This window comes from Flavobacterium sp., assembly GCF_040379285.1.
In the GTDB taxonomy this organism is placed as follows: domain Bacteria; phylum Bacteroidota; class Bacteroidia; order Flavobacteriales; family Flavobacteriaceae; genus Flavobacterium.
Genome location: NZ_JBEILJ010000064.1, coordinates 1 through 12,140 on the forward strand (window position 1 = coordinate 1; position 12,140 = coordinate 12,140).

Below are 12,140 nucleotides of genomic sequence, written 5' to 3' on the forward strand. Positions count from 1 at the left end.
ATAATCGCCACACATTCCAATAATTGCGCCTCTGTCATCACCAAAGGCGGTGCAAAACGAATAATATTTCCATGGGTGGGTTTGGCCAATAAGCCATATTCAGCCAACTTTACGCAGATATTCCAAGCCGTTTCACGTTCTTCCGTATCGTTGATTACAATGGCATTCAACAGACCTTTGCCGCGTACCAAGCGAACAATGTTACTTTGTGCCACATACTCCCCTAATTTCTCACGGAAAATCTTACCCAATCGACGGGCATTTTGCGCTAAATCTTCCTCACTAACCACCTCCAATGCCGCAATTGCAGTGGCCGCCGCTACTGGGTTTCCACCAAAGGTCGAACCATGCTGTCCTGGTCGAATAACATCCATCACTGCATGATCTGCCAAGACCGCCGAAACAGGATAAACTCCTCCTGATAATGCTTTTCCGAGAATTAAAACATCAGGGCGAACATAAGTTGCTTGGCGCTCACACTGCTTTTCACAAGTGCAATTTCCGCAAACTGCCAGCAGCGAACCCGTGCGCGCAATTCCGGTTTGCACCTCATCAGCCAAAAGAAGTACGTTATATTGAGTACACAAAGCCCTAGCTCGCGCCAAGAAATCCTCATCGGGAACATATACTCCCGCCTCGCCCTGAATGGGTTCCACTAAGAACCCTGCCACATTGGGCGAAGCCGCTAAGGCACGTTCTAAAGCATCAATATCATTGTAAGGAATCTTCACAAAACCAGTAGTATAGGGGCCGAAATTAGCGCGTGCATTCGTGTCGTTAGAAAAAGAAATAATCGTAGTGGTACGCCCGTGAAAATTTCCATCACATACAATAATTTGCGCCTCATTTTCGGCAATGCCTTTGCGTTCATAGGCCCATTTACGGCAAATCTTTAATGCGGTTTCTACTGCTTCAGCTCCCGTATTCATGGGTAAAACCTTGTCAAAACCAAAATAACGCGTGATAAACTGTTCATACACTCCCAATTTATCATTGTAAAAGGCGCGTGAAGTTAAGGTTAGTGTTTGCGCCTGATGTACCATAGCGCCTACAATTTTAGTATGGCAATGTCCCTGATTAACAGCAGAATAGGCGGAAAGAAAATCATAATATTGTTTTCCTTCAGCATCCCAAACATACACCCCTTCGCCGCGACTTAACACCACGGGAAGCGGGTGGTAATTGTGAGCGCCGTATTGATCTTCCAAGGCAATGGATTCTTGAGACCGTAATTTTTCAGTAATCATACCGGATTGTAATTTTTAAAAAGTAACTTAAGTATTCCTTCTTGCGGAGAGAAATCATCCGTTGCGTGCTACAAAACTACGGATTCTTCGTTCAACTTCATAGCGCAATTTCAAAATTCGCAATCGATTTCGAAAGCAACAAATATGAGCATAAAATGATTTTATACAATTAGTATAATTAAATAAAAATCATGTTTTTAAAATAACTAATCTAAACCTAAACATCAATTATTAATTTTCGTTTTTGTGCTGCGTCAATTGCTCTAGTAACTCGATTTGTTGACGTTGTAGAACCATTAATTCTTCGTGTTGATGCTTGAGGATATGATCCATTTTTTGATGCAACACACGAATCTCTTGCTCCGCTTTTAGATTGATAATAAAATCTTTCTTGGCCCGTTCACGATCCTTTTCCTCTAGGCGATTTTGACTCATCATGATAATGGGCGCTTGTAATGCTGCGATACACGACAAAATCAAATTGAGCAAAATAAACGGGTACGGATCAAATCCTTTATTATGAAACCAAAACACATTGGCCGTGATCCAAAGGAGTAGAAAACAAAAAAAACTAATGATGAACGTCCAACTCCCCCCAAAATCGGCTACTTTATCGGCTATCCGTTGCCCTAGGGCGCGTTGATCCTCTGTTTCATCCAATTCGATAATACTTTCAATCTCCGTATGTTTTTTCATAGCTTTGGTTGTTTACTATTCAAAGGTAAGGCTTCTAAAATGATAATTAGCTGTAGCAACGAAAAAACGTGAGGAGTTAGAATTTGCTTTACTTTTTGAATTTTCTAACCAATTAATTCCTCAAAATTATTTCGTTTCCCATGCAATCCCCTATTTTTGCGCTATGGGAAAACGTAAACAAGACCGCGTCATTTTTGAAAATATAGCCGTATTGGATGCAGGTGCCAAAGGAGTTTCGGTTGCCAAAGCACCGGATGGAAAGGTAATTTTTATTCCCAATGTGGTGCCCGGGGATATTGTGGATGTGCAAACTTTTCGCAAACGCAAAGCCTATTACGAGGGAAAAGCAATTCGCTTTCATCAGTATTCAGAGCATCGCATCGAACCGTTTTGTGCCCATTTTGGGGTTTGTGGGGGATGCAAATGGCAAAATATGAACTACAACCAACAATTGGTTTACAAACACAATGAAGTATTCAATCATTTGAAACGCATTGGAAAGATAGAATTGCCTGATTTTGAACCCATTTTAGGTTCCCAAGAACAGTTTTTTTACCGCAATAAAATGGAATTTGGGTTCTCCAATGCACGTTGGCTAACCGACACTGAAATTCAATCAGATACTAAATTTGACAATCAAAATGCACTAGGATTTCACATTCCTAAAATGTGGGATAAGATTTTAGACATTGAAAAATGTTGGTTGCAAGCCGATCCGTCGAATGCAATTCGCAACGGACTCAAAGCCTTTGCCAATGCGAACGAACTTTCTTTTTTTGATGCTCGAAATCATAACGGCCTGTTGCGAACGTTGATGATCCGTACCGCTTCGACTGGCGAAATTATGGTGGTGGTTCAATTTTTTGACGATATTCCCAAGGAACGCGAATTGGTAATGGATTATCTCGTCAACTCCTTTCCAGAGATTACGTCTTTACAATATGTCATCAACCAAAAAGCCAATGACACTTTGTACGACCAAAACATCATCCTATACAAAGGCCGCGACTATATTTTAGAAGAAATGGAAGGCTTGCATTTTAGCATCAACGCCAAGTCGTTTTACCAAACCAATGCAGCGCAAGCCTATGAATTGTATAAGATAACGCGTGAATTTGCTGGATTAACGGGACAAGAATTGGTATATGATTTGTATACTGGAACAGGAACTATTGCCCAATTTGTGTCTAAACAAGCGAAGAAAGTCATTGGCGTTGAGGCCGTGCCCGAAGCGATAGCCGATGCCAAGGAAAATGCCAAACGCAACAACATTACTAACTGCGATTTTTTTGTTGGCGACATGAAAAATATCTTTAACGCCGATTTTATAGCGCAACACGGCACTCCCGATGTGATTATCACCGACCCACCGCGCGATGGTATGCATAAAGATGTCGTAGAACAAATATTACGTATCGCCCCAAAACGTGTGGTGTACGTGAGTTGCAACTCGGCCACCCAAGCCCGCGATTTAGCCTTATTGGACGAAAAATATAAAGTCACCCGTGTGCGCCCCGTGGATATGTTTCCACAAACGCATCATGTGGAAAATGTTGTACTTTTGGAATTACGATAAATTTTATGATGCGCTACACTGTACTTTTGCTTTTACCGCTACTAATGGTCTTCTCCGGTTGTGAGAAAGACGATATTTGTAGTGACACGACGCCTACTACCCCCCGATTGGTGATTGAGTTTTATGACGTAACCGACACCCAAACTTTAAAAAACGTTACTAATTTGCGAATTACAGCAGTGGGCATGTCGGATGATATCACATTTAACAATGTTAACAAAATACAAGTGCCATTAAATCCGGGAGCGACTACTTCCACTTATGAATTTATTCAAAACGGCGCTGATACCGACACCAACAACAACAATACCGATAAGATTACCTTCAATTACACCCATAGCACTATTTATGTCTCACGTGCTTGCGGTCACAAAATGAATTTTCAACTCAATACCCCCGATGGTGTTGTTTTAGAGGACAATACCCCAACAGATGGTTTGTGGATAAGTAATCCCACCGTAGTTCAATCGAATATTATCAATGAAAATGAAGTCCATCTTAAGCTTTACTTTTAGTCTTTTATTTGGGGGTATGATGGCCTGGGGACAAACCGCAACCCCTGTAGTCAAAGATAGTATTCCCGTCAAAAAAGACACCGTTGTCCCCAAAAAAGACAAATACGGGTTGCGAGTCGGTGTGGACTTATTCAAACTGTCGCGTTCGTTTTATGACTCCAATTATCGAGGGTTGGAACTCACCGGGGATTTTCGTTTAACACGGAAGCATTACCTCGCTGTAGAACTCGGGAATGAAAAGAAAACCGTTCAAGAAGATCATTTTAATTTCACGACCAACGGAAGTTTTATTCGCATAGGTTTTGATTACAACAGTTACGAAAACTGGACCGGCATGAATAACCAAGTATATACAGGTTTACGCTACGGTTTTAGTACTTTTAGTCAAACACTAAACACCTACTCGATTTATTATCCCAACAGCACATTCCCCTCACCTTTGATTACGCCCAATACCGAATTTTCGGGTCTCACTGCCCATTGGGCCGAAGTTGTGGCAGGGGTAAAAGCCGAACTCTTCTCCAATTTTTTCATGGGATTTAGTTTTCGACTTAATTATTTGATTTCAGAAAAAACGCCCGAAACTTTTGCCAATTTGTATATTCCTGGGTTTAATCGAACCTACGAGGGTCGCTTTGGCGTTGGATTCAACTATACGGTTTCCTACTTAGTTCCGTTATTTAAGATCACCGTAAAAGATGCCGCGACACTAGAAAAGGAACGCAAAGCCAAGGAAGCGGCAAAAGCCAAAAAAATGGAAGCCAAGTTAGCGCGCGAGGCCAAAAAGAAACGGTAAGTCAACCCACTTTCTTCACCCCTTTTAAAAACAACCAACTCATAAAGATTTGTTCGCCTTGTGCTGTTTTTATAGCTTGAAACTTGGGCGACAACAATAAGGTAATTACAAAGGCTGCGACCGAAATCCAAATGCCTTGGTACCAAAAATAGGTCGATACCAAATACCGCGCACCCAAGAAAAATAGTGCAAATACGACAAAATTATAGAGTAAAGCTTTTGTTTTTTTTGACATCATTTATTGATTTTTAAATTTAGCTTTGCGACTGCCTGCATACAATTCATATTTTACCAAACGCGATTCCAAACTTCCGTTGAATAATTTTATTTTCTTAGAAGGTTTGAGTCCAACGAACTTTAAGGCTTCTAAATTGGCTGTTATAAACCAAGCTTCAGTTCCTGGATAACTTTGTTTTAAGGTATCGCCCAATTCCCGATAAAAGCGCTCCAAATCGATTTCCAAACGTTCACCATACGGTGGATTGAAAACGAGTTGCAGCGGCCCTTGCGTTTCTTTTTCAGAATCAAAAAAATTGGCTTGCGTTACCGAAATATAGTCCTCCAAATTGGCATTCTGAATATTCTCACGGGCTTTGGCAACCGCACTTGGTGCTTTGTCTAAGCCTTTTAAGGTATAAGGAAAATCACGCGTTTTTTTCATCAAACTGTCGATGATCGTATCAAACAAGTCGTTATCCCAATCGGTCCATTTTTCAAAAGCAAATTCTTTCCGATTGATATTGGCAGGAATATTACAAGCAATCATCGCTGCTTCAATTAATAGGGTACCCGATCCGCACATGGGATCCATAAAGTCCGATTGCCCTTTCCAGCCCGATAACAACAACATGCCGGCCGCTAAAACTTCGTTAATTGGAGCAATATTGGTGATTTTTCGATACCCGCGATGGTGCAGCGAAGCCCCTGAAGTATCCAAAGCCAACGAAACTTGTTCGCGATCAATATGTACATTAATGCGTAAATCGGGATGGTCTTTATCGATACTGGGACGAATTCCATGGTTTTGGCGAAACTGATCCACTATGGCATCTTTGGTTTTTAAGGCAACAAACTGGGAGTGCTTAAAATTTTCCGAATGCAAGGTAACATCGACCACAAAAGTTTGATGCGGATTCAAATACTGACTCCAATCGATGGTTTGAATTCCTTGGTATAAGGCATTGTCATTGAAGGCACGAAATTGATAAATGGGTTTTAAAACCTTTAGCGCGGTTCGCAAGGCCAAATTGGCTTTATACATAAACCCCTTATCACCAACAAATCGAACGGCTCGGGTTCCCATGTGCACGTCTTGGGCGCCGAGGTCGCGCAATTCTTTGGCTAAAATTTCTTCAAACCCAAAGAGGGTTTTGGCAATCATTTGAAAATTTTCCATAAACAAGGAATAACAGTTCAGCAGGTGAAAAATGAAGGGAACACCTTCGAAAACTCCCACCAAAAATCCAATTTAATGGATAGTAATGCGCAAAAATACACTAAATTTGCGCGTTGAAATTGATTTGAAGCGAATAAATGTCTGAATTGAACTCCTCAACCACGGCCCTATCAGCCGAACAATGGTACACCTCTTGGTTTGATACCCCGTATTACCATATTTTGTATAAAGAACGAAATTATCGGGAAGCGCAACTCTTTATGGATAATTTGACGCAGTACCTCAACTTGCCTGAAAAAGCCAAAGTTTTGGACCTAGCATGTGGTCGCGGGAGACACTCTATCTATTTAAGTCAGTTGGGATATGATGTCACCGGCGTTGATTTATCGCCTAATAGTATTCAAGAGGCTTCCAAAAATGCGAATAAAAATTTGCGTTTTGAAGTTCACGACATGCGTCTACCCTTTCCGGCCCAATTTGATGCTGTTTTCAATTTATTTACCAGTTTTGGCTATTTTGAAGAGGATGAGGATAATTTTAAAACCTTGCAAGCCATTCATGATAGTTTAAGCGAATATGGCTTTGGGGTGATTGATTTTATGAATGTGGATTATGTATTACACGATTTGGTGCCTGAAGAAAGCAAAACAGTGGACGGCATTACGTTTCACATTAAACGCTACACCGATGCAAAATACATCATCAAAGAAATTCGTTTCGTTGATCAAGGACAGGATTTTTGTTACTACGAAAAAGTTCGAATGCTGTCGTTGGAAGACTTTCAATCGATGATGGAACGGGCTGGTATTTACCTTTTGGATATTTTTGGCGACTATAAATTGAAGAAATATTATAAAAAAACAAGTGAGAGGCTAATTATGGTATTTAAGTAGAGAAACAAGAGAAAAGAAGCAAGAGAAAAGAATGAGTTAGAAACAATCAACCATTATACCCCAATTACACTTCTTAAACCTTTTAAACTCTTAAACTAACCTGAAACCTGACACGAGGCTTTAGCCGACTGATGTAGCGAAGCGAAATAAACCTGAAACCTGAAACTTGAAACTTGAAACTTGAATCCCAACCCATGAACTATATCCTTCCCTTACTTTCTGTGCTTCTTGGTTTTGGTGTGGCACTTTGGTGGCAACCGCAAGGGAAAAAGAATTTAAAACTACTCTTGGCGTTCAGTGGATCGTTTTTACTCTCGCTTACGGTTATCAATTTATTGCCTGAAGTCTACGCTGATGGTGCACAATTCCATACGGGAGTTTTCATCATGGTAGGGATTGTTTTTCAGATTTTTCTAGAATTTTTTTCCAAAGGGGCCGAGCACGGCCATGTGCATGGACACGAGAAATTTCAAATCATGCCTTGGTCTTTATTTATCAGTTTGTGTTTACACGCTTTGTTGGAAGGATTCCCCGTGGGACACCACCAACATTTGGCTTTTGGAATCGCTATACATCATTTCCCGATTGCGATGATATTGACCTTATTTTTCCTCAAAGCAGGCATGTCCAAAAAACTTCTATTGCTCTTCATGGTTGGTTTTGCCCTTATGACGCCTTTGGGGACCGTTTTGGCTGATTCTGCCCCCGTTGTGAAAGGGTATTACCAGGAAATTACTGCGGTTGTTATTGGCATTCTCTTTCATATTTCTTCAACCATCATTTTTGAGAGTAGTGAAGGACATAAATTCAACATAGCCAAAATCACGGTTATCATTTTTGGAGTAATCATGGCCTCGCTGTTGTAATTTTTGATAAAACTTTAGCGAAAGGTCATCGTGAGGTTTAGCTGAGAATGTGTACCTTTATTCCATCGAAAAACACAAAAATCATGGGATTATTTTCAGCCTTAATGGGCAACGCTGGACAAGTTAGTCTGGAAAGTTTGCAAAACGAATATGGAAAATTATTGATCGAAGGCGAAACGATTGAAATCGGATTCAAACTGATTCGCGACACGTTTTTATTTACCAACAAACGCATTCTTCTTGTAGAAAAACAAGGGATTACTGGCAGTAAAGTCGAATACAAATCGATTCCCTACAAAAGCATCACCCGTTTTAGTGTGGAAAGTGCCGGCACGTTGGACTTAGATGCTGAATTGAAAATATGGGTTTCCAGCGAAGCCAATGCGAGTATCGTTAAACAATTCAACAAATCGGTGAATGTATACGATGTGCAAAAAATCATTACCTATTACACCTGTAAATAGTTATGACTTTTACAAAAACCACTGAACAGTCCTCAAAATATGAGCATTTGGAACAGATGTCGGTTCACGAATTACTAACCCACATCAACAACGAAGACCAAACGGTTCCTTTGGCAGTTGAAAAAGCCTTGCCACAAATCGAAGCGCTCGTTAATGCTACAGTCAACGCCCTAAAAGAAGGCGGACGGTTGTTTTATATTGGTGCGGGAACATCAGGCCGTTTGGGTATTGTGGATGCGTCTGAATGCCCGCCTACTTTTGGTGTACCGCACGAATTGGTCAACGGAATCATTGCCGGAGGCGACCAAGCCATTCGGCGCGCGGTTGAAAATGCCGAGGACAGCACCACACAAGCCTGGCTCGATTTGAAAGCGGCGGGAATAACTGCGGGCGATGTCGTAGTGGGTATCGCTGCCTCGGGCACTACACCTTATGTTATTTCGGGCTTGGAAGCCTGCCACAAAAATAGTATTGTCACGGGCAGTATCACCTGCAATGCTGGAAGTCCGCTGGCTTTGGTAGCGCAATTCCCGGTTGAAGTGGTGGTCGGACCCGAATTTGTCACCGGAAGCAGTCGCATGAAAGCCGGAACTGCCCAAAAATTAGTCCTCAACATGCTCTCTACCGCCACCATGATTCAGTTGGGACGCGTCAAAGGCAACAAAATGGTCGACATGCAATTGAGCAACGCCAAACTCGTTGACCGCGGCACCCGCATGATCATGGACGAAATTGGCGTCGATTATGAAACCGCAAACCACTTGCTGTTAACCCACGGCAGCGTGCGAAAGGCTGTTGAAAATTTTAAATTTTAAATTATAAATGTTGGGTTCCATAACTCATAATTCATAACTCATAATTCATAACTCATAACTCATAACTTTTAAAAATGAGTACCAACAAAACTCTCTTAGCCAAAGGCATCAAATTCCTATTTGGGGCGGTGCCACTCATGTTCATCGGTCCGAGTGTGATGTACAATGCCTTTATGAACAAACACACGAATTGGCATTATTTGGTATTGGCCATCGGGTGTGGAATATGCATCACTTCGGTGGTGCTGGCGTTTAAAGGATTACAAACGATGATGAAAGCGCTTTTCGATGGCAATCCCTAACCCCTAGCCCTGATGGGAGCGGCATCCTCACGGAGTTTACGAAGTGAGATACAGCGAACAGCAGGAATAGCTCCAAAAAAATTATGTGAAAAAATAATATGAAAAAAATAACTAGTCTCTTTTTAGTTCTTCTCACCGTTTCGGCCTGTCAAAAAATGCCGGAATGCAATTGTACTGATTTTAAAACCGGTACCTTCGAATTTGTACAAACCATCAACGGGAAGCAAGACACTACCCGCTTTGTGCGCACTGCCGACGAGCAAATCGAAACCTATCAAGGGCGAACGGACACCGCCAACGTGCGCTGGGTCAACGATTGCGAACTCATTATTCAGAAAAAAAATCCGCGCAACCGCGAAGAGAAAAAAGCCATCAGCATGAAAATTGTCGAAACCAAAGACAATCAATACCTTATGGAATATTCTTTCGTGGGCGATGTCAATAAACAACTCGGAACCGTAACAAAACGCGATTGATTTGCGTACTATCGACTGAAAACCTAAACCTAACCTTACATGGAAATTTTATTCTCGTCCAATGCGCTGATTGCGTTATTGACCCTTACGTTTTTGGAGATTATTCTCGGTATCGATAACATTGTCTTTTTATCGATTGTTTCAGGAAAACTCAAAGCCGAAGACCAACCCAAAGCGCGCCGCATCGGATTAATTTTGGCGATGGCCTTTCGTATCGTACTCCTTTTCGGCATCACTTGGGTCATGAGTTTGAAAGCCAGTATCTTTGATTTCGACTGGGACTTTCTTTCGGGTCAGGTAACCGGACAAAGTTTGATCATTTTTGCTGGAGGTCTTTTTCTTTTGTACAAATCGGTGACCGAAATTCACCACAAACTCGAAGGTGAAGAGGATAGCGAAAGCGGCAAAGCTTCCACCTCCTTGTCGGGTGCCATCCTTCAAATTGCGCTCTTAAATATCGTATTTTCATTCGACAGTATTCTTACGGCTGTCGGTTTGGTAAGTAGCGAGCCCGCCCCCAAAGGGTTTGGCGAAGCGGCTTTGATTATAATGATTCTCTCCGTAGTGATTTCGATAATTATCATGATGATTTTCGCCGGACCCGTATCAAAGTTCGTCAACGAGCATCCTACGATTCAAATTCTGGGCTTATCGTTTCTCATCTTAATTGGTGTCATGTTGCTCGCCGAAGGGTCGCACCTCGCGCATTTCACCTTCTTTGGCCACAACGAAGTCCACAGCATTCCCAAAGGGTATTTGTACTTCGCGATTTTCTTCTCACTATTCGTGGAGTTTTTGAACATGAAAATGAAAAAATCGAGTAAGAAACCCGTACAATTACGCAACAATACCATCTACGACGAAAAACTGAAAGATACCGATATTACCAATTAAAAAGTAAAGCACCTTTCGAGGTGCTTTTTTTTGGGCGTTGCGGTTCCCGCCGGGCTGTACGCGGTACCGACCTTGCCTCACGGCTGCGGCAGGGTACCTTGCTCCCATCCCTAACGCGGGGGAAGTGCAAGAATCAAATTCTATTGGAAATATCCATCCTTTCGTGCAAAACACGGAGGACCTCGACACAACCATCATTGGCTATGCGATATATAATCAAATGGGATTTCACCTTGTATTGTCGATAACCGGGTTTTATAAATCCGATGTCTTTACCGCAATCAACATCGCTAACAATAGACTTGATTTCTTGATACAGCAAACGGTAATAGTGATTGGCTTGATTTAGTGACCAATTTTCAAAAGTATACAGCCAAATAATATCGATATCTTCCCGTGCTTTTGCACTGATCCTAAAGGCGACTTTCATCGAAGCTTCTTCTGTAGTTTGGCCAAATGAGCTTCTGGATCAAAATCAGTTATCATTTCACTGGCTTCACCTAATTCAATTTCTGATCGTAATTTTTTAATTTTTTGTTCTTCCACTTCGAGCAATCGCAAGGCCGAACGTACCACTTCACTCACCGAACTGTAGCGTCCAGAAGCAATCTCCTCATTGACAAAATTCTCAAAATAATCGCCTAATAATATGGAGGTGTTTTTTGCCATAGCGTTTCTTTTTACCAAATATACCAAAAATTGGTATGTTATCTATGAACAAATTACCTTTTGATAAGCATTAAATGTTTTACCCATAAAAAAACCTGCTCTTTCGAACAGGTTTTCCTTTTTATTCTAAGGCCAACGTAATTTGACCGTCGTCATCCAATTCGGTGGGAATATCCGGGTTCTCGCCTTCTTCTCCTTCCGTTGCTGCCATTACTTCCGGTTCTTCTTCGGGTTCTTCATACGGCAACGGATCCAATAGATTCACTTGTTTCAGTTTATCGGCCGTCAATTGGTTGCCGAGCGCTTTTATCCCTTTTACGGCTATAAATTGCTCCAAATCAACCACCTGATTTTCCTTTTGTACGCCTTTCACTTTGGCATAAATCACCTCAGCTACAGGACGCCAATCGGTAGAGACAATTTCCAATTGCGATTTCTCGTGTTCCGAAATAAATGTTTCCTCTTTATTTTCATTCTCCACCAAGAAACGCTTGACAAAATAGCGTTCTTTTTCACCATCGTAATAAATACAAGA

Annotated in this window: 16 protein-coding genes and 1 pseudogene; 10 read left to right on the forward strand and 7 right to left on the reverse strand. The window is 41.5% G+C overall.

The features are described 5' to 3' along the window. Together rocD and ABWO12_RS10975 are read right to left on the reverse strand one after the other, a co-directional pair. A partial coding sequence (gene rocD, locus ABWO12_RS10970; RefSeq protein WP_353088970.1) for an ornithine--oxo-acid transaminase occupies positions 1 to 1,247 on the reverse strand: 1,247 nt, incomplete at its 3' end. Positions 1,248 to 1,478: 231 nt separating this feature from the next. Beyond that, the gene (locus ABWO12_RS10975; RefSeq protein WP_353088971.1) at positions 1,479 to 1,943 is read right to left on the reverse strand and encodes a DUF1003 domain-containing protein; all 465 of its coding nucleotides are present in this window, start codon (positions 1,941 to 1,943) and stop codon (positions 1,479 to 1,481) included. 163 nt (positions 1,944 to 2,106) lie between these two features. Here ABWO12_RS10975 and rlmD point away from each other — a divergent pair, with 163 nt between their 5' ends. The 3 genes from rlmD to ABWO12_RS10990 are packed head-to-tail and all read left to right on the forward strand — an operon-like array spanning position 2,107 to position 4,830. Beyond that, positions 2,107 to 3,519, forward strand: a complete 1,413-nt coding sequence (gene rlmD, locus ABWO12_RS10980) for a 23S rRNA (uracil(1939)-C(5))-methyltransferase RlmD (protein ID WP_353088972.1) — start codon at positions 2,107 to 2,109, stop codon at positions 3,517 to 3,519. 5 nt (positions 3,520 to 3,524) lie between these two features. Further along, a complete protein-coding gene (locus ABWO12_RS10985) occupies positions 3,525 to 4,034 on the forward strand; it encodes a DUF6452 family protein (RefSeq protein WP_353088974.1) in 510 nt (169 codons plus the stop codon). Further along, positions 4,006 to 4,830 carry a DUF6048 family protein gene (locus ABWO12_RS10990; protein ID WP_353088975.1) on the forward strand — a complete coding sequence of 275 codons (825 nt, stop codon included), beginning with the start codon at positions 4,006 to 4,008 and terminating at the stop codon, positions 4,828 to 4,830. The genes ABWO12_RS10985 and ABWO12_RS10990 overlap by 29 nt, the downstream gene beginning before the upstream one ends. A 1-nt stretch (position 4,831) precedes the next feature. Here the strand turns inward: ABWO12_RS10990 and ABWO12_RS10995 are convergent, their stop codons facing one another. Both ABWO12_RS10995 and ABWO12_RS11000 read right to left on the reverse strand, forming a co-directional pair. Then, entirely contained in the window at positions 4,832 to 5,068 is a 237-nt protein-coding gene (locus ABWO12_RS10995; RefSeq protein WP_353088976.1) for a hypothetical protein, read from the reverse strand. Further along, a complete protein-coding gene (locus ABWO12_RS11000) occupies positions 5,069 to 6,226 on the reverse strand; it encodes a THUMP domain-containing class I SAM-dependent RNA methyltransferase (RefSeq protein WP_353088977.1) in 1,158 nt (385 codons plus the stop codon). Between the two features lie 137 nt (positions 6,227 to 6,363). Between ABWO12_RS11000 and ABWO12_RS11005 the strand changes: the two genes are divergently transcribed. From ABWO12_RS11005 to ABWO12_RS11035, 7 genes are all read left to right on the forward strand, one after another. After that, positions 6,364 to 7,119: a class I SAM-dependent methyltransferase gene (locus tag ABWO12_RS11005; RefSeq protein ID WP_353088978.1), complete on the forward strand. Its 756-nt coding sequence runs from the start codon at positions 6,364 to 6,366 to the stop codon at positions 7,117 to 7,119. A 194-nt stretch (positions 7,120 to 7,313) separates the two neighbouring features. Beyond that, positions 7,314 to 7,985 carry a ZIP family metal transporter gene (locus ABWO12_RS11010; protein ID WP_353088988.1) on the forward strand — a complete coding sequence of 224 codons (672 nt, stop codon included), beginning with the start codon at positions 7,314 to 7,316 and terminating at the stop codon, positions 7,983 to 7,985. Positions 7,986 to 8,068: 83 nt separating this feature from the next. After that, on the forward strand, positions 8,069 to 8,449 hold the full coding sequence (locus tag ABWO12_RS11015) for a PH domain-containing protein (RefSeq protein ID WP_073363689.1): 381 nt from the start codon (positions 8,069 to 8,071) through the stop codon (positions 8,447 to 8,449). Between the two features lie 2 nt (positions 8,450 to 8,451). After that, the gene (gene murQ / locus ABWO12_RS11020; RefSeq protein WP_353088980.1) at positions 8,452 to 9,264 is read left to right on the forward strand and encodes an N-acetylmuramic acid 6-phosphate etherase; all 813 of its coding nucleotides are present in this window, start codon (positions 8,452 to 8,454) and stop codon (positions 9,262 to 9,264) included. A 74-nt stretch (positions 9,265 to 9,338) separates the two neighbouring features. Then, positions 9,339 to 9,566 (forward strand): DUF6095 family protein, encoded by a 228-nt coding sequence (locus ABWO12_RS11025; protein ID WP_353088982.1) that lies wholly within the window; start codon positions 9,339 to 9,341, stop codon positions 9,564 to 9,566. A 98-nt stretch (positions 9,567 to 9,664) separates the two neighbouring features. Beyond that, positions 9,665 to 10,042: a lipoprotein gene (locus ABWO12_RS11030; protein ID WP_353088983.1), complete on the forward strand. Its 378-nt coding sequence runs from the start codon at positions 9,665 to 9,667 to the stop codon at positions 10,040 to 10,042. Positions 10,043 to 10,081: 39 nt separating this feature from the next. After that, entirely contained in the window at positions 10,082 to 10,936 is an 855-nt protein-coding gene (locus ABWO12_RS11035) for a TerC family protein (protein WP_353088984.1), read from the forward strand. Between the two features lie 133 nt (positions 10,937 to 11,069). Here ABWO12_RS11035 and ABWO12_RS11040 read toward each other — a convergent pair whose 3' ends face one another. The 3 genes and pseudogenes from ABWO12_RS11040 to ABWO12_RS11050 form a co-directional block, all read right to left on the reverse strand. Continuing rightward, positions 11,070 to 11,366 carry a type II toxin-antitoxin system RelE/ParE family toxin gene (locus ABWO12_RS11040; RefSeq protein ID WP_353088985.1) on the reverse strand — a complete coding sequence of 99 codons (297 nt, stop codon included), beginning with the start codon at positions 11,364 to 11,366 and terminating at the stop codon, positions 11,070 to 11,072. Then, the gene (locus ABWO12_RS11045) at positions 11,363 to 11,605 is read right to left on the reverse strand and encodes a type II toxin-antitoxin system ParD family antitoxin (RefSeq protein WP_353088986.1); all 243 of its coding nucleotides are present in this window, start codon (positions 11,603 to 11,605) and stop codon (positions 11,363 to 11,365) included. The genes ABWO12_RS11040 and ABWO12_RS11045 overlap by 4 nt, the downstream gene beginning before the upstream one ends. Positions 11,606 to 11,726: 121 nt before the next feature. Further along, a pseudogene (locus ABWO12_RS11050) lies at positions 11,727 to 12,140 on the reverse strand (DNA gyrase/topoisomerase IV subunit A); the annotation flags it as partial.